The 17,078-nt window shown below is 65.2% G+C and carries 19 protein-coding genes; 4 read left to right on the top strand and 15 right to left on the bottom strand.

Features of this window, described 5'->3' with window-relative positions; translation table 11 throughout:
- Positions 1–260: 260 nt before the first annotated feature.
- Positions 261–971: a hypothetical protein gene (locus ACWEO2_RS13910; protein ID WP_452405622.1), complete on the top strand. Its 711-nt coding sequence runs from the start codon at positions 261–263 to the stop codon at positions 969–971.
- A gap of 21 nt (positions 972–992) precedes the next feature.
- Here the strand turns inward: ACWEO2_RS13910 and ACWEO2_RS13905 are convergent, their stop codons facing one another.
- Positions 993–2,009: an alpha/beta hydrolase gene (locus tag ACWEO2_RS13905; RefSeq protein ID WP_452405621.1), complete on the bottom strand. Its 1,017-nt coding sequence runs from the start codon at positions 2,007–2,009 to the stop codon at positions 993–995.
- Positions 2,010–2,517: 508 nt separating this feature from the next.
- Here ACWEO2_RS13905 and ACWEO2_RS13900 point away from each other — a divergent pair.
- Complete coding sequence (locus ACWEO2_RS13900; RefSeq protein WP_452405620.1) at positions 2,518–3,498, top strand: hypothetical protein; 981 nt, start codon at positions 2,518–2,520, stop codon at positions 3,496–3,498.
- A gap of 42 nt (positions 3,499–3,540) precedes the next feature.
- Here ACWEO2_RS13900 and ACWEO2_RS13895 read toward each other — a convergent pair whose 3' ends face one another.
- From ACWEO2_RS13895 to ACWEO2_RS13885, 3 genes are all read right to left on the bottom strand, one after another.
- Positions 3,541–4,359 carry an SAM-dependent methyltransferase gene (locus ACWEO2_RS13895; RefSeq protein ID WP_452405619.1) on the bottom strand — a complete coding sequence of 273 codons (819 nt, stop codon included), beginning with the start codon at positions 4,357–4,359 and terminating at the stop codon, positions 3,541–3,543.
- A 243-nt stretch (positions 4,360–4,602) separates the two neighbouring features.
- The gene (locus ACWEO2_RS13890) at positions 4,603–5,295 is read right to left on the bottom strand and encodes a hypothetical protein (RefSeq protein WP_452405618.1); all 693 of its coding nucleotides are present in this window, start codon (positions 5,293–5,295) and stop codon (positions 4,603–4,605) included.
- Between the two features lie 41 nt (positions 5,296–5,336).
- The gene (locus tag ACWEO2_RS13885; RefSeq protein ID WP_452405699.1) at positions 5,337–6,161 is read right to left on the bottom strand and encodes an SGNH/GDSL hydrolase family protein; all 825 of its coding nucleotides are present in this window, start codon (positions 6,159–6,161) and stop codon (positions 5,337–5,339) included.
- Positions 6,162–6,230: 69 nt separating this feature from the next.
- On the opposite strand from ACWEO2_RS13885, the gene ACWEO2_RS13880 reads away from it, so the two are divergent.
- Positions 6,231–6,740, top strand: coding sequence for a MarR family winged helix-turn-helix transcriptional regulator (locus ACWEO2_RS13880; RefSeq protein ID WP_452405617.1), 510 nt, complete (start codon positions 6,231–6,233; stop codon positions 6,738–6,740).
- Positions 6,741–6,761: 21 nt separating this feature from the next.
- Here ACWEO2_RS13880 and ACWEO2_RS13875 read toward each other — a convergent pair whose 3' ends face one another.
- The 11 genes from ACWEO2_RS13875 to ACWEO2_RS13825 form a co-directional block, all read right to left on the bottom strand.
- A complete protein-coding gene (locus ACWEO2_RS13875; protein WP_452405616.1) occupies positions 6,762–8,558 on the bottom strand; it encodes an MFS transporter in 1,797 nt (598 codons plus the stop codon).
- Positions 8,559–8,605: 47 nt separating this feature from the next.
- Positions 8,606–9,559 (bottom strand): SAM-dependent methyltransferase, encoded by a 954-nt coding sequence (locus ACWEO2_RS13870; protein ID WP_452405615.1) that lies wholly within the window; start codon positions 9,557–9,559, stop codon positions 8,606–8,608.
- Positions 9,560–9,655: 96 nt separating this feature from the next.
- Positions 9,656–9,871, bottom strand: a complete 216-nt coding sequence (locus ACWEO2_RS13865) for a hypothetical protein (RefSeq protein ID WP_452405614.1) — start codon at positions 9,869–9,871, stop codon at positions 9,656–9,658.
- Positions 9,868–10,224 carry an antibiotic biosynthesis monooxygenase family protein gene (locus ACWEO2_RS13860; protein ID WP_452405613.1) on the bottom strand — a complete coding sequence of 119 codons (357 nt, stop codon included), beginning with the start codon at positions 10,222–10,224 and terminating at the stop codon, positions 9,868–9,870. Before ACWEO2_RS13860 ends, ACWEO2_RS13865 begins: the two co-directional genes overlap by 4 nt.
- On the bottom strand, positions 10,221–10,547 hold the full coding sequence (locus tag ACWEO2_RS13855) for a hypothetical protein (protein WP_452405612.1): 327 nt from the start codon (positions 10,545–10,547) through the stop codon (positions 10,221–10,223). The genes ACWEO2_RS13860 and ACWEO2_RS13855 overlap by 4 nt, the downstream gene beginning before the upstream one ends.
- Before the next feature lies 1 nt (position 10,548).
- Complete coding sequence (locus ACWEO2_RS13850; RefSeq protein WP_452405611.1) at positions 10,549–11,382, bottom strand: SDR family NAD(P)-dependent oxidoreductase; 834 nt, start codon at positions 11,380–11,382, stop codon at positions 10,549–10,551.
- Positions 11,379–12,629, bottom strand: a complete 1,251-nt coding sequence (locus tag ACWEO2_RS13845; RefSeq protein ID WP_452405610.1) for a beta-ketoacyl synthase N-terminal-like domain-containing protein — start codon at positions 12,627–12,629, stop codon at positions 11,379–11,381. Before ACWEO2_RS13845 ends, ACWEO2_RS13850 begins: the two co-directional genes overlap by 4 nt.
- The gene (locus ACWEO2_RS13840) at positions 12,626–13,888 is read right to left on the bottom strand and encodes a beta-ketoacyl-[acyl-carrier-protein] synthase family protein (protein ID WP_354951415.1); all 1,263 of its coding nucleotides are present in this window, start codon (positions 13,886–13,888) and stop codon (positions 12,626–12,628) included. The genes ACWEO2_RS13845 and ACWEO2_RS13840 overlap by 4 nt, the downstream gene beginning before the upstream one ends.
- Positions 13,885–14,808, bottom strand: a complete 924-nt coding sequence (locus ACWEO2_RS13835; RefSeq protein ID WP_452405609.1) for a cupin domain-containing protein — start codon at positions 14,806–14,808, stop codon at positions 13,885–13,887. The genes ACWEO2_RS13840 and ACWEO2_RS13835 overlap by 4 nt, the downstream gene beginning before the upstream one ends.
- Positions 14,808–15,065 carry an acyl carrier protein gene (locus ACWEO2_RS13830; RefSeq protein WP_354951411.1) on the bottom strand — a complete coding sequence of 86 codons (258 nt, stop codon included), beginning with the start codon at positions 15,063–15,065 and terminating at the stop codon, positions 14,808–14,810. The genes ACWEO2_RS13835 and ACWEO2_RS13830 overlap by 1 nt, the downstream gene beginning before the upstream one ends.
- Positions 15,066–15,455 (bottom strand): TcmI family type II polyketide cyclase, encoded by a 390-nt coding sequence (locus tag ACWEO2_RS13825; RefSeq protein WP_452405608.1) that lies wholly within the window; start codon positions 15,453–15,455, stop codon positions 15,066–15,068.
- Between the two features lie 969 nt (positions 15,456–16,424).
- Here ACWEO2_RS13825 and ACWEO2_RS13820 point away from each other — a divergent pair.
- Entirely contained in the window at positions 16,425–17,039 is a 615-nt protein-coding gene (locus ACWEO2_RS13820) for a hypothetical protein (protein ID WP_452405607.1), read from the top strand.
- Positions 17,040–17,078 lie beyond the last annotated feature (39 nt).

The raw sequence follows: 17,078 nt of genomic DNA, 5'->3' as shown, positions 1-17,078 counted from the left end.
CGAAAACGCCTACGAGAGAGCGGGATTCACCGGAACCACGCGGCCGTTCGGCGCTCGGACCGGGGCTTTTGATGCCGAGTTCGCGCCGTTGTCTGTGCATGGGATCACGTTGCCCCTTCGGAGCGTTGGGGCATAACGTAACTTCCTGTTAACAGGACGATGTCGTCCTGACCAATTCCTTTTATTCGGTCCCGCAGGAGGACATGCCCCGCAGTGCCCGCTCCCTCGATCAGGAAGTGGCGCAGCAGGTGTGGTTAGAAATGGCATACGCAACGCCTTGGCAAGTCAATGAAGTTCAGCTCGGCCGGTCCGAGAACAGTCGCTACCGCATTCGCGAACTGACCGCGCAACGTTTTGATCTACGATCCGACTGGGGCTACCTGTGCGCAGCGGGCCTGAGTCTGCTGACCTTCCTACTACTGTTCCAGCCCTGGGTTTCGGCAACCGGACCGAACGGCACGGTCAGCGCCAATGCCTTCGGCCGCATCGACGGCTTCACCAGCAGCAGTTGGCAATCGGACGGGCGGGACATGGTGAGCATCAGCGGCGCCTGGGCCGTCCTCACCACCATGGCGGTCGCTGGCACGGTCTTCTCGGTCGTGCTGTATTTCCGGGTGCGTAGCCAGGCGCTGTCCCGCCTGGTCATGGTCACCAGCGGCGCGGCCGCGATCTTCGTACTCATCACCCTGCTGTACCTCAACAGCAAGGCGCCGGAACTGCGCGGACTCACCGAATCCGCCGCTCATGCCGGACTTTTCAGCTGGCTCTTCGGCAATGACATGAGTTCGAACCTCGGGATGGGTGAACATCGAATCGCCAGTGCCGGAATCGACCTCGGCGCGACGCTCGGCGCGTTCTCCGCATTCGGCGCCGCGCTGGCCGCCGCCGCCATGGGACTGCGCAAACGGCCGATCAGCGCAGTGCGCGTGGTCGCGGCGCCGCAGCCATATCGCGCGAAAATCGCTGCCTGACAACCCGACTCGGGCCGACCATCACTTGACGGTCGTATTCATCCAGTCGACAACAGCACGCTGGTAGGCAGTGGTATTCGGTGCGAGATTCACCGAATGTCCGCTGCCGGGCAGCACGAAGGTGTGCAGCTTCGCCGCCGGGGCGAAGAACGGGGTCTCCGCGGCCAGCAGGGTGGTGGCGTCCCGGCAGATCGAATACGCAGGGCCGCAGGACAACCGGTCCACACTGCCATTGGCGATCATTACGGGCGCCTTGATGAGGCTGGACATCCCCGGCAGCGTGGAGGTCAGGCCGTCCGGATATTCGGAGAGCGAGAAGACCTCCTTGGTCTTCTCGTCCAGCTCGACCACCTTCGGGTCGGCATCCGGGCCGAAGAAGTCCTTGGCCCGGGTGCCGGGCCTGGTCGTGAGATAGCCCGAATCCAGTCCGCGACCGGCGAATACGGGATCGTGGATGGCCTGGTAGTAGGTGGCGATAACGCCGAGCACCTCGGCCATATTGAGGGTGTGCGAATAGCCGGTGAGCAATACGCCGTCGACATCGTTGTGCGCGGTCGCCTCGATGACGGAGGTACCCGAGGTCAGCGAGTGACCCACGGTGACGACCTTGCCGAAGGGCTGCGCGCCAGCGAACCCGCGCCGCAGCGACTGGACTATTTCGTGCAGGGCGTCCGCAGTGGCGGTGGCGGTCAGCGTCATGGCCGGGGGGTGGCTGCTATCGCCATTGCCGAGCCGGTCCATGGTCAGCGTCGCGAAACCGGCACGGTTCATTGCCCGCCGGAAGCTGTAGGTCTCCGGCTGGTAGGCGAAGTCCCAATAGGTGGCGTTGTAGTTGGAGCCCGACATCAGCACCATGACGACATCGGTCGGCTGTTGCGGCAGGCACAGCGTGCCGGCCAGATTGCCCTGTGGCACCGGGAACGAGACCGCCTGGCAACCGTCCGGCGCCGCGGTATCGTCGGCATCGGCTACCCCCGGCGCGAGGCAGAGCAGTGCTGCGGCCGCGAATGCGGCAATGGACCGAACCGAGCTTCGCACGGGACGCGCCCCCTTTGGTGATATGTGAAAATCGCCGGCCTGGCATGCTGATCAGCCGTCCAGTGAGGCAGGCTATAGCGCGAGCTCGCCGCCGCGCAAGAATTGCTGCACGCATCATGGAAAATGGCGGGCGGCACCCCCGATTCCATTGCGGTACAAGATCAGTACCGATCGCCCCGCCTACCCGTGCGGCACTCGAGCTCGACCAGGCTGGCATGCCGTATTCGCTATCGGCGGCGCATGGCGTTGGCCGGATCATCCACGGTGTCTCAGCCGGCAATCGAGAAGACAGTGCCATCCTTGCGCCACTTTCTAGCGAATCCCGATACCGCGCAAGGCGATTCGTTTGCTGCGAAACGGCAGGATCCGACGTCGGCGACAGATCCGACGCAACGGACATGCCGGACGTAAGACCGAATGCGGGACGTTTGCGATCTACAATCCGGAGGTGAGCGCGCGAGCTGTGCATTTTGTTGGAAGCTACCCGGCTGAGAGTACCGACGATGCGATGCGGGCGATGTTGGACGGAGCGGGAGCCCGGCTCCGTACGCTGCCGACCGGCGAGACCAGCCGCTACGAGTTCTATGTCCAGCCGATCATCACGGATCTGGTGTCCCAGGGCGCATTGGAGGTGCGCAAGCCCGGCAGCTGGCGTACCAGCCAGGAACGCACCATCCACCGCGTCGCCCACGGCGCCGAATTCACCGGCGACATGATGGATCTCGGCTATCTCCGCGAGACGCGGGAGGCACTGCCGGTCTTCCAGAAGTTGCGCGAGGCACGCGATCTGCCCGGCCTCTCACTGCAAATGGGCATGCCGACCGATTTCACACTGACGTTCATCGCCCTCGGTCCGACCGGCCTGCGATCACATAAGCAGGCATTCACCGACGCCACCGTGCGCGATATCGCGGCGATCCGCGAACTGGTCGGCGACGACGTCGTCATTCAATTGGAGGCGACCGCCGAACTGGTGCTGCTGGCGAAAACGCAACCGGTACACCGCCAGTTCGAGGCGGCGCTCGGACTCGGCCGTGGCATTGCCGCGCTGGCCGCCGCGGCACCGGCGGGCACCCGATTCGGGGTACACCTGTGCCTCGGCAGCATGAACAATAGATCCCGCGCCAGTATGCACGATACTCGGCCGCTGGTCGATCTGGCCAATTCCATTGCGCGGCAATGGCCGTCGGGACGCGCGCTGGAGTTCGTGCACGGACCGCTCGCCGCGGGTGATGTGCCGCCTTCGACACTTCCGGAATTCTATGCGCCGCTGCAAGATCTGCGGCTGGGCGATGGCACCGCCTTCTATGCCGGTCTGGTGCACGATATTCCGACCGAAGCGCAGCAGGTGCAGACGCTGCACATGATAGAAAGTGCACTCGGCCGACCGGTCGACGGCGTCGCCAGTGCCTGCGGACTCGGCCGCAGACCTCGGGAGACCGCCGACGCGATGGTGGCACGCGCCGATGCCATCGCCGGGGCGGAGTGACCGGGCCGCCCCGAATACCGTTGCGGCCCTGGAAAATCCGGACTACTTCTTGCGGCCGACGCCGCCGATGAGCACCAACCCGGTTTTTGGCGTATCACCGTCGAGCCACTCCTGTACCGGTGCCAGGCCGGGCCCGAGCATTTCGAAACCATCGAAGTACTTGGACACTTCGGCCCGCGACCGGTAATGGACCTGAGCCGTGCTACCGGCGGCTTGCGCGGTCGACTGCGCGATGAAATCCGGATCGCTTTCATCGGACCCGTGGGTGAAGATGAAATAGCTGCCCGGCGCCAGTGTCTCGTGGAAACGTGCGATGATCTCGGCCGGATTTTCGTCGTCCATGATGTAATGCAGCACGCCGACCAGCACGATGGCGACCGGTTGCGAGAAATCTATCTGCGCCTCGGATTGCACCCGCTTGATGATGTCGTCCGGGCGGCGCATATCGGCCAGCATCGGAGTTACCCCGGGCAGCTGGGCCAGCAGCGCGTTGTTGTGCGCGAACACGACCGCGTCGTAGTCGACGGCCACCACCTTCGACGACGCATCGATCGCCTGCACCGCCTCGTGCAGGCTGGGTGAGGCCGGAATCCCGGCACCGATATCGATGAACTGACGCACGCCCGCCTCGGCCGCCAGCTGCGCGCCCTGGAGCATGAACTTGCGGACCAGCCAGGCCAGCGTTTTGGTATCCGGTGCTATCTGCAACATGCGGTGGGCCAGCATCTGGTCCACCTCATAATTGTCCTTGCCGCCCAGCAGGTAGTTGTACACCCGAGCCGAGTTCGGCTTCGATGGATCGACGCCCGCCGGTACCCGCTTGACGTCCGACACCGCACCTCCCTCGATACCGTCGATCATCGTAACAAGCCTTTCCTGCCGTCCGGCGGAAATACGCTGGCGATATGGGATGTCCCCCGCCCCGGCCTCGTTCGACCGGTGCGGGCAACGCGAATGCGTAAATGATAGCGCTACAACGGCATTCGGCCACCTCACCACCACCCTTTCCGTGCGCTGGTCGGTGCTGGCAATTTGCCCCGGGTTGCCTCCACGAGGTGACGGTGCGGCCGCGGGAGCGTCGAGTTCTGAACCCCCGATACCCGATCATCGCCCCGGGAGTGGGGAACTGATCGTGGTGAAGTACTGGATCGCGGCCGCGACGATCACCGGGGCGGTGACCAAGAGCTGACCCGCGATGGTGCCGAGCGCCCCGACCGCGATGACGCCACCGACACAGCCGACCGCGGCGGCGGGCAGGATCGGACCGAAGAGCCCGATAATGGTGGCGCTGGCGGCCGCCGCACCGGCCGCCCCGCCGAGCACACAGCCCACGGCCGCGCCGCCGAGGCCACCGACCACCGTGCCGACAAGGGCCCCCATGGCGATGGTGCTGCTCATCCGATTCCACGCCGCGACCTCGCGCTCGTATTCCGATCGAAACGGCGCCTGATCCTCGAAGGGCAGCGCCACCGGCCGATAGACCGCGCGCGCCATATCGAATTGCGGTACCAGGGTCGCGCTGTGCTCGGAAATCGCTGCCGCGATGGGGAATTCGAAATCGTCGAGCCGCAGCCGCAAGGGCATCGCGGCGACCACCGTACCGTCGGCGGCTCTGATCTCGAAGACATCGTTGTCCGATGTCAGTGTTCCCGAGTCGATGTCGATCACACTGGCGCCGTCGACCGCGCGTGCGGTGAAGGCAACGCCATCGATCTCTTCCGGGGTTTGGGCGGTGGCGGTGCCCACGGCAGTGACGGCGGCGAGTGTGCAGGTGAGGATGAATGTGGTGACGCGCATGCTTGACCTTTTCTAGTGTGATGCGATGCCGGGATATCGGTTCAGGACAGCTGGGCCAGCGTGACGACGACCGCCGCACCGATCTCCTGTTGGCCGGAGATGGTCAGGTGGACACCGTCATCGAGGTGCCCGTCGAAGCCCGAGGCGGGAGCGGTTATCGCGAACACATCCACGGTCGGTTCCGGCTGATCGATGAGCGTCTGGGCGGCCTCGGCCATATCGGAAGTGCGCCAACCGATTCCGGCCCGCTGAAAGTGCGGGAACGCGGCCGACCTGCCCTCGTCCACCGCGGCCGGTGTGAGCCACAACCAGCGCGCACCGGTGGCACGCACCGTCGATTCGCGCAGTAGTAGCAGGTTGCGGGTCGTTTCCGACATGCTCACCAGCCGGGGTCCGTCGAGCCCGCCGAGACGCTGGGCATCGTTCGCGCCGAGTTGGCACAGCACCCAGTCGGGTCGCTGACCGACCAGCATGGCCAGTCCGGTGAGCGCCTGTGTGGTGGTGCAACCGGATACGGCCAGATTGCTGAGTCGGATGCCGTCCTCCGGACGGCGGATGGCGAGCAGCGCCCGCAGTATCTCGAACCAGGACAGCCGATCCGCCGTCGTGCTCTCCCCGATGGCGACGACGTGCTGCCCCGGCTCGAATGGGAGCCGGTCCACCGCATCGACCACTTCGGCATCGGCCAGGAGTTCGGTGGCCGCAGCTCGGGTCTGTTCGTCGAATCCGGCGCACAGTCGCTTGTACTCGGCCGGATCCAGGCCGAACAGGCCCGCGGTGCGGATGTCGTCGAGCCCGTTCACATACGGCAACGCCCGCTCGGGCCGCTGGAACCGGATCAGCTTCTCGATCAGCTCGGCATGCACGATCAACTCAATTCTCTTAGGTGAATCGTTCACCATAGTGAACGATGCTGCGCTGTGTACGATAGCGTGGTGAGCGAAGCCGAGCAAGGGGATGCGCAGCACCCGCCACGCACACGGGCAGTGACCTACCTGCTCACACAGTTGGGCGCGCACGCGGCACAGCGATTCGCCGAACTCATCAGCGATCTGGACCTGTCCCCGCCCGATGTCGGACTGCTGCGCATGATCGCCACCCAGCCCGGACGCAGTCAGCGGTCACTGTCCGCCGAACTCGGCGTCGTCCCGAGCCGCGTCGTCACCCTGATCGACCACCTCGACCGCAAGGGCCTGGTAGAACGCCGCCGCGGCGCCACCGACCGCCGCAATCACGAACTGCACCTCACCCCGAAGGCACAGCAGCTGATGGGCCAGGTATGGCAGCTCGGCCAGGCACACGAAGCCGATATCTGCGCAAGCCTCAACGACGCCGAATACGAACAATTGGCAACCCTGCTCAATCGCATCGCCGACCAGCAGCACCTGAAACCGGGCGTCCACCCCGGCTATCGCCGAACCCCGCTCCCCCCGAGCGATACCTAGCCGATCCGTCTTCCGACGAAACTATGAGGACATCCGCCCCGACCAGGCATCGACGCGTGCCGCCCCGCAGATGCTCTGGTCGACTGGACGGGCGCCACAGTGCGCATCGAACCCGGGCCGATACGGACTGTGCTGTCCTACGCGTCGAGGGACCGCGAACAATCCCGCAAAGACGGCGGCGAGAATTCCCACGGCCCACCACAGCGTGCGCCCGAACGTGCGGGAGAAATTCTCCGCGTTGGCCATTTCGCCCGCTTCGCTGAGGATTTCGGTGACCCGATCACGCCCGCCGGGCTGTGTGGCCTGGCCCTGGACGCCCCGGCAGCTCATGGGCGTCTCGGTGGGGTTGGTGCTGGCCGATCTGTCCTGCACACAAACTCGCAAGCCAGAGATGATCCGCGCCTGCGCCTGCTCATCCAGGCCCGCCACGGCGAGTTCGGTGCGGACCCGGGGTATGACCGTATCGACGCCGCGATCGGAACCGCTGTCGAGCTGGGTGAAGAAGATCACCCCGGCGAGCGCGACGCCGAGCGCGACGCCGAGTTGCTGAGCGGTGTTCAGCAGGCCGGACGCCGACCCCGCATCGTCTTTGGGGACCGCAGCCAGTACGAAGTCGATGGTCGGCGAGACGATCAGGCCGAAGCCGAGCCCCGAAATGGCAAGCGGTGCAATCAACTGCCACGACGTGATCGCCGGGCCGTACCGCCCGGCGGCCCATACACAGCTGGCGAAGCCCGCCGCGTTCAGCAGTGCTCCGGCCATCAGCACTTGCCGCCCGTACCGGGGTATCAGCACCTCCACAGATATGGCCGCCGCCGCGGCAGCGCCGACGGCGAAGGCGCCAGCGGTCAGACCGGCCCGCAGTGGCGACCAGCCGAGGCCGAGCTGCATGTAGAGCGTCCAGACGAGGAAGAATCCGCCGAGCGCGATCCAAAAGATCAGCCAGAGCACGCAACCGATCGTGAATGATCGCACCCGAAACAATCCGAGAACTATCAGCGGAGAACCGATCGTCCGGGCGCGTCGATGTTCGTAGACCACAAGGACAGCAAGCACTGCAACCGCACCGGCCATCATCGCGAAAGTCCATGCCGGCCACCCGAATCGGCGGCCTTCCAGGAGCGGGTAGACCAGCATCGCGATCGCGGCCGTGACGAGCCCGGCGCCGACGAGGTCGAGCTTCGCAGCGGTCGCGGACTTCGATTCGCGCATTGCGAACAGGGCCGCGGCGAAAGCGCCGATACCGACCGGGACATTGACCAGAAAGATCGGCCGCCAGTCGAGGCCGAACGCATTCCAGTCGACGAGGACACCACCGAAGGTCGGCCCGACGACCGCCGCCGATCCGACGATGGCGCCGAAGATGCCGAGAACCCTGCCCCGCTCGTTGGGCGGGAAGGTGACGTGGATGAATGCGAGGATCTGCGGCACCATCAGTCCGGCGGTGCCGCCCTGGAGAAACCGCGAGACGATGAGTATGCCCGGGCTGCCGGCGATGCCGCACAGCGCTGAGGCGATGGTGAACCCGGCGACTCCGATCAGGAACAACCGGCGGCGGCCGTAGATATCGCCGAGCCGGCCACTGGTGATGAGGACTACGGCGAACGCCAGCACGTATCCCGCGACGATCCATTCCAGCTGTGCATATTGCGCCCGAAGGTCACGTTGGATACTCGGTACCGCGACGTTGACGATGGTGGTGTCGAGCAGGTCCATGAACCCCGCGACGAGGACGACGACGAGCGCGATCCAGCGTCGGCGCTCCTGCGACGTCGAACGCCGCTTGGATATCGGCGGACAACTCCACTGCCACACCATCTATGGCCCTCCCATCATTGAAAGTGCAGTAGCCCAGATGGTTTCGGTCAGGGCCGAGCGTTGGCCGACGTCGGCTTCCGCATGGTCGCGAGGCTCATCAGGGACGGGTTGAAGTGCCCCACCGCCGCGCCGCCGCCGGGGACGGTGCGGCCGTGGGATTGCAGGTAGTCGACCAGGCCGATAGCGGCGCCGGTCCAGCCCTGCGGTGTGAACGATTGCACCGCTTGGGTTTTGCGATCGTTGTAGATGAGCCCGGCCCAGTGTGCGCCCGCACCGCGGTCGTAGCTGTCCGGATCGGTGGATGGCGTGGTCATGGCGGAAAAGACGCCAGACTCGATCGTGCCCATTTCCTCGATGCCCAGCCAGCTGCCGGGGGCGGACAGTTCGTTCAGGGTGTCGAACAGTTGATCTTGGGCGGCGGGGGTGAGGTAGATGACGAGACCTTCGACCAGCCATGCGGTCGGCAGCGATGGGTCGAAGCCGTTGTCGCGCAAAGCAGTTGCCCAGTCGTCGCGCAGATCGACGGCGACTTCGTGACGTTCGGCGGTTGTCGTCGCGTCGGCGTCGTCGAGCACGGCGCGTTTGAATTCGAGTACTGGCTGGCGGTCGAGTTCATAGATGACCGTGCCGTCCGGCCAGGGCAGCCGGTACGCGCGGGAGTCGAGTCCGGCAGCGAGGACCACGACTTGACGCACACCCGCCTCGGTGGCGGAGCGCAGATAATCGTCGAAGTACCGGGTGCGTCCGGCTTGGAAAGCTTGAAACAGCGATCCGAAGTCGGCCGAGCGCAGCGGATGTTGCTTCGTCAGTTCCGGGTCGGCGGTGAACAGCTCGGCCCATTCGTCGCCTGCGGCGCGACAGAACACTTCGGCGAACTCGTCGACGGCCAGTGCCTGCGGGTGCCGAGCCGCCAAGCCGCGGGCTGCTGCGACGAACAGCGCCGTGGCGCCGACGCTGGTCTTGATGTCCCAGGAATCGTTGTCGTTGCGCGTGGTGCTCACTTTTTCTCCAATCAGGGTCGGGTTACTGGTGTGATGGGGCGGGGATGTTGTCGGCGGCGGCGAGGAATTCGTCATGGCGTGCCACCGGGACCGTGATCAAAACGATGACGCGACCCCGGTGCTGTGGTCGGCGGCCGAGACCTGCTCGCGGCTGTAGCCGTGCAGCGAGAGCCCGTAAATGCATAAGCCGTCGAGAAACCACTGCAGTGCGCGGACGAGGATGCGCAGCACAGAGAAGGTCGATGGGCGGGGGTCGGAGGAGTCCGGGGCGGCGGTTTCGATGAGTGTGTTGGGTGGGGCGTTCGCGGTCACCGGAGTTCTCCCTCCGGCGCCGGCGTGGCGGTTTTCGTGGGCGAGGGGGTGTTTGCGGTGCTGGAGTGCGCGACGATGTGGATGTCGCGGCGGACTCGCCCCGCCCAGTACGGACGCATGGGGGTGGTGGTCTGCCGATGGATCGGGGCGTCTTCCCAGGCGAGGAACGCCTCTTCGTCGGTCCATTCGGACAGCAGGATGTAGTGGTCGTCGTCGGCGCACGGCCGCAGCAACTCGTCACGAATATGGCCTGGCGTACCCGCCACCCGCGCAGTGACCTGCGCATATGCGGCTTCGAATGCGGCTTCCTCGCCCACCCGTATGCGGGCTCGGACCATCACTCGCGCGGTCATGCGATCACCTGGCCGGTACGGGCCGGTTCGTTCACCGTGCTCAGTTGCATGTCGCTGCTGGTGCGGACGGCACGCAACGCAGCGGTAGCGACGTCCTGTTTGCGGCTGCGTTCGAAGGCATGGAAGCAGCCCTCATCGGCCCAGTCGCTGGTGACGACGAAAACACACATGTCCGGGTCCGCGGATACGGCTCGGGTGATGCACTGCTGGACGAAACCCGGGGACTGTGCGGCCAAGGCGAACACCGGCCGTAGGCCCGCGAGCAGGCGGGTAGCGTCGCTTCTGGCGACGGTCATGGTAATGGTGGCGCGCAAGACGGTCATGTCAGATTCCTCCGTCGACGTTGAGGCAGATGCCGTTGACGAACTCTGCGAGGTCGCTGGCGAGGAACAGCACGGCGCCGGCGACGTCGCCGGGGCGACCGAGACGGCCGAGGGCCGCCAGGGCTGCGTAGCGCTGTTTCTGAGGTTCGGTCAGACCGATGATCTGGTCGGTTTCGATGATTCCCGGGGCGACGGTATTGACGCGGATGCCCTGTGGACCCAATTCCTTGCACAGCGAGCGAGTGAGGCCGTGCACGCCGGCTTTGGACGCGGTGTAGTGCGTCCGGTTGGGCATTCCGACATTCGCGACGGCGGAGGAGATGTTGATGATCGACGCGGACTCGCCGAGGCGGGGCAGCAGCGCGCGCACCATCAGGTACATCCCGGTCAAATTGGTGTCGACGACGCGGTGCCATTCAGCCGGATCCATCTTCAGCAGTGGCGTATTCGACACGACCCCTGCGTTGTTGACGACGATGTCGACGGTGGCCGGGGCAGTCTCGACGATGGCGGCGACTTCCGCAGGGTCGGCGACGTTCGCGAAGCACACGCGGCCGGGTGCGGTGGCCTCGTCCAGTTCGCGTGCGAGATCGGCGGCGGCGTCACTGGGTTTGCTGCCGATCGCTGTCACTTGTGCGCCTTGTGCGGCCAACGCGCGGACGATGCCAAGGCCGATGCCGCGGGTGCCGCCGGTGACGATCGCGGTCTTGCCGGTCAGTCGCAGGTTCAGCTGCGTCTGCTGCACGGCTGGGGGGGTGTCGGTTGTCGGATGCTCGCGCTGTCGCAGAGCAGCGCATCCGAGCCGACTGGCGCGGGTGTTCTCGTTGTCGTTCACTGTCGGACTCCTTCGGGTCGGCGCAGAATCAACGCGCTGTTGAAGCCGTCGTATCCGCGTGCTGCGACGGCGGCGACATGGACGGCCGCTCGTTGTGGAGCAGCGATGAAATCGAGTTCGCATCCCGGGGCCGGGTTGACCAACGCCCCGAACGCCGGCAAGGTTTGCTCCCGCATTGCCAGCACGGCGGTCGCAACGTCGAGCGCGGAACTGCCATGGGCTGCTCTGCCCAGCAGTCCTTTCTGACCGGTGACCGGCACCCCGTCGGGGAAGACGGCGCGGATCGCGTTGGCTTCGGCCCGGTCGGCAGCAGGCACACCGGCTGAGTCGGCGAACAGGACATCTGTTCGCCCCGGCGAGGTCTGCGCACGCCGCAGTGCTCCCCGTAATGCGGCGGCAAGGTAATTCGATGGCTGCTCGCCGGTCATGTCGCCGCAGGGGTGGGAGGTACGTCCGTCGTGGTTGGCGGCATACCCTGCGACCTCCGCGTACACATACGGTGCGCCGCGCCGCAGCGCGTGCTGCTCTTCCTCCACGACGAAGATGGCACCGCCCTCGCCGGGGACATATCCGGCGGCAGCGACATCGAAGGGGAGATATCCGCGTGCGGGGTCCTTTTGCCGGCTCAACCATCCGCTGCGCTGCAAGCAGGTAAGCGCGTAGGGACCCAGCGGCGCCTCGGTGCCGCCGGCCAGGACGACGTCGGTTCCGCGACGGATGGCACGAGCTGCGTATCCGAGGCTGTCCAGGCCGCCCGCCGCTTCCGAGACGAGGACGCTCGACGGACCCTTCATCTGATGCAGAATCGAAGTTTGCCCAACGCTTGCCGCATAAAACCAGGCGATCGATTGATAGGTGCCGACGGTGCGTTTCTCTCCTGACCACAGCCGCTGCAGCTCCTGCTGGCCGAAGTGATTTCCGCCGGACGAGCTCGCCAACGCGACCGACATCTGGTACGGATCCAGGCTGGACGGATCGAGCTCCGCATCCGCCAAGGCCTGCGTTGTCGCCGCCATCGACATCCACGTCCACCGGTCGGTCTGCACGATCAGACGGCGGTCCATGTGTAGCTCCGGCACGAAGTCGCGCACCTCTCCGGCCAGCGTGGTCGAATACCCGGAGGCGTCGAAGTGGGTGATCGGTGCGATCCGGTTCTCACCCGCCATAACGGTTTTCCAGTGCTCGCTCGCCGACGTGCCGCTCGGGGCGACAACGCCGATCCCGGTGATCACCGCTCGGCGGGTCATCGCAACTCCTCCGGACGCGTGAAGACCATCGCGGACTGGAAACCGCCGAACCCACTGCCGACCGACAACGCCGTGTCGACGGCAGCGTTGCGCGCGATGTTCGGGACGTAGTCCAGGTCGCACTCGGGGTCTCGGTTACTCCAGTTGGCGGTCGGCGGTATCACGCCGGTGTCGATCGCCAATGCGCAGGCCGCCATTTCGATCGAGCCGATCGCCCCGAGCGAATGCCCGACCATCGACTTGATCGAGCTGATCGGCACCTCATAGGCGGCCGCACCGAGCGCCTTTTTGAAGGCGGCCGTTTCATGGCGGTCATTTTGCTTCGTGCCCGAACCGTGTGCGCTGATGTATCCGATCGCATCGGGATCGAGCCGGGCTTGGTCCATCGCGGCCCTGATGGCAATGCTCATCTCGAGCCCGTCCGGGCGGAGTCCGGTCATGTGGAAGCCATTGCAGCGCGAGGCATACCCGCCGATCTCGCAGTAGATGTGGGCACCCCGATCCAGGGCGTGTTCGAGCTTCTCCAACATCAGCACCGCCGCACCTTCCCCGAGCACGAATCCGGCCCGCGTCATATCGAAGGGGCGGGACGCGTGCGCGGGATCATCGTTGTCATCGGTGGTCGCCCGAATCGCGTCGAACGCCGCGACGGAGATCGGTGAGATAGGTGCGTCCGATGCGCCGGCAAGAACGAAGTCGGCGTCACCGTCTTCGATCATGTGAAGTCCGTAACCGATCGAGTCGATCCCGGATGTGCAGCCCGTCGAGATGACCGCTGCCGGACCGTGCAACTCGTACAATGCCGAAACCTCGGCGGCCATGCTGCTGGGGATGAGGGCCTGATACATGTGTGGCAGCACGGACCCCTCGTCGACCAGCCATTCCCGGCCACCGTCACTGGCGATCACGTACTCGTTCTCCAGGGTGATGGTCGCTCCGACCGCCGAGCCCAGCGACACCCCGAACACCTCACGCGCGGCGTCGGACAACTCCAGGCCGCTGTCCGCCATCGCCTCGCGGGCGGCAACGAGCGCGAACTGGGTCATCCGATCACAGCGGCGCGCCTGCCTGGGCGACAACCCGTATGCCTGCGGATCGAAATCGCATTCCGCCGCCACCTGGGAGCGAAACCCCGTCGGATCAAAGGAACTGATCCGACGGGTCGCTGTTCGCCCGGACGACAAACAGTCCCAGAACGACCTGCGTCCGATTCCGCCTGGAGCGACGACCCCGATCCCCGTGACGGCGACCCGGGTCATCGAGCTCTCTCCGCTGTCACCGGGGCACGCTCCGACGGTTCGGTGTCCACGTGGCCGAGTTCGGGTCGTGGAGCGAGTGGTCCGAGATGGAAGACGACGCTCGCGGTCTCGGTCCCGACATTGCGCAACCGGTGCCGGACGCCGATCGGGATGAACAGTCCCTGCCCCGCTGTCACCGACCACTCCTCGCCGTCGAGGTCGACGGCGAGGTCCCCCTGTACGCAGTACAGAAACTCCTCCGAATACGGGTGGTAGTGCTCGGCGATGCGCTCGCCCGCCGCCAATGTGGCAACGCCGGTGAACCCGGACGTGCTGCCGACGGTTTTCGGGCTCAGCACAGTCCTGATCTCACCTCCCCGGCGGCGGTCGGCGGGAAGGTCTGAAGCATCGACGCGGCCGGGTCGAACGCTCGGCGCGCTGACGGATTCGCCCGATAGGTGCTGCGGCGGTGCAGCTTGGGCGCCGGATTCCACGGCGTGGCGCCGTTCGACCTTTTCCTTGATGAGCTGCATCTGGATCACGCTGTTGGTATTGATTCGGTCGGTCATGCCAGCGTCGTCGAGCGGTGCACCTGGTCGCATGTGAAAGTCCTGGACCCAGGTCATTTGGGTGCCCGCTCCGGACTCGGCATAGTGCCAGCGGATGCGCATGTACTCGAACGGTCCGGTCTCCACGCGATGTGCGTTAACGGTTCGATTGATCGGGTCAACGGTTCGTTCGCTGACCCAGCTCCATACTCGACCCGCCTCGTCCGGGTGCATCGTGAGCCGGAATCGGACGGTGTCGCCGTGCTGTGCGAGAACGTCGACGGCGGCGTATTCGGAGAACAGCTCCGGCCAGGTTCGCACGTCGTTGGTCGAGTTCCACACCACGTCGAGGGGGGCGTCGATGTGGATCGTGTTTTCTGTGTGGCCGGACATCACGCGACCTCCAGGTTCACTGCACGCTCGACGTACCGGACCAATTCGCCACCGGTCATATCGATCAGCTCGGCGGGCAACCTGATGTCGAAGTCGCGTTCCACAACACTCTGGATCTCGAAGACGGCAAGCGAATCTACGCCGAGTTCCGCCATTGTCGAACTGTCTGCCGACTGCAACTCGTGCGGGCTGATATCGACCCCGACGTGCTTGTCCAGGATCGCGCGGAGGGTTTCAATGGTGAATGTTGCGGACACTTACTTCTCCTCATTCCATTTTGTGTCGGCATCCGACTCCGGTCGGTTCGGAATATCCAGCGTGGGACCGGTTTGCGGTGTCCAGCTGTAGAACATGTGGGCGCGCGCATCCGCCGGGGATTGCCATGTCGCAAGGTAGGGTGAAATGAATTCACCCAGCCGGGAGCTCACGCGCGCGAACTCCGGATGCTGCTGAGCCGTGCCGATTGCGGCCGCGCCGGGTTCCGCAGTCTCCAGCAAGTGCACATAGAGATCACCCAGGACGTAGAGCTCTCGCCGGGCGACGCCTGCGATCTGCGGCAGATCCGTAGCGTCGGATTCGGCGAAGATCTCGGCAACGCGGGAAGCAGCGTGCGGAAGTACCCGAGCGATGATCAACGAACGATTCATTTCAAGACCCCACGCCTGCCGAAGACGACTCGCTCGGACGCACGCGCCATTGCAGCGCAGTTGCTACAACGTTGAATAGCCATAGAACTTCTCCTATATGGGTTCACGGGTAAATGGGCTCGACGCCGGAATGTATCGAGGCGTGCCATGAACTTTATTGGCGAAGCCGGGCAGTAATCCACAACCCTTGATGTGCTTTAACCAGCACCTTTGGGTTGCGATAAACAACACCAAGGTAGCGCTGAATGATGGGATAAGATTCCGCGACTTTCGCAGCAACGATCGTGGAACACCTTCGAAATTACGTTAACGGCGATACAGTTGCACGCGATTCGCCGATGCGAAGATGGATGCGTAAATAATAGCGCTAATTGCAATATTCAATAGAAGCGAAGCGGCCGTGCGCCCGATCCGGGCCGCCCAGGAGTCCAGCGCCGAGCAAAACCACCGAATCCGCACTGCGTTTGCCACTGGACGTTCTCATTGTGCGGGATATCTTGACCCACAACCGATCTCGAAGTTGTGCGTAATGGTTGACAATGACGAGGTTGATATTCGCGCCCCGGCCCGGCAGGGCAGAGCCGTCGCGCTCGAAGACATCATCATCGACACCCCTAGAGGCCCATGCGCGCTCGCTGTCCATCGCCGACGTCTTCCCTGCGCCGACAGGACTGGAAGCTCCGGACGCTACCGTGCACTCGGCGGGCTGACGTCAGCGCACGGCGGGCCGGCCAGCACGGCGGGGTACCGATCCGGCGCATTTGGATAGCGCGACAAACTCGACATAGCCACAGATTTGCCAGATGCCCGCAGAATTCGGCATTTCTCCCTACCCTGACGGCCCCGGCCGCTTAAGCTGACTGCGCCGCAACGTGCGACAAATACTCGAGGTCGGGATAGACGTCCAGGAGGTGCGGAATGCCGGAAGCCGGTCGTTGGTGCCGATCGCGTCCGATATTGATTGCGAGCATGTTGCCGATTGCGGTCGTTCTCGGCACCGGAGTAGCCAGCGCATCCCCGTATGGCACCGCGCAGGCACCTGCCACGCCACCGACGACAGCGGACCGGCTATCGCTGACGCGCCATGAGCACGGGCAAGATCCTTTCCCGTCGCCGACCCTGCTCGCTCTACTCGGCCAGTCGCCGGTCGGTACGCACCGCATCGATCGTGTCCTCGGCACAGTGAATCCGCTCGCCGCCGACAGCTGGACCCGAATCGCGGCGGTGGACGTGCCGGACGCGCCGCCGGCCGTGGATCAGGAGCCGATCCAGGCGTTCTGCGAGCACGTCCCGGTAGATCCCCGCCGATGCTCCATCACCGCCGTGGACGCGAGCGTCGGTGCGGCAATCGGTGCCGGCCTCGCCGCGGGAGTGTTCGCACCCGTAGCGGTGGCCGCTGGCGCGGTCGGCGCGGCCGCCGGGTTCGTCGCCGGTATCCCGTTCATGCCGACCGGCTTGATTGCCGGCCCGCTCCTCGGCGCGGCCGTCGGCGCCGCCGCTATTGCCGGACCTGCCGCCGTGCTCGGTGGGGCACTCGGGGCGTCGGTCGGGGTGGTAGTGGGCATCACCACGCCCCTCCCGTGAGCGGACGGGCGAACCGATGGATTCGGTTCGCCCACACCT

Source organism: Nocardia sp. NPDC004278 (assembly GCF_053602975.1).
This window is presented reverse-complemented; position numbering and strand designations above follow the sequence as displayed.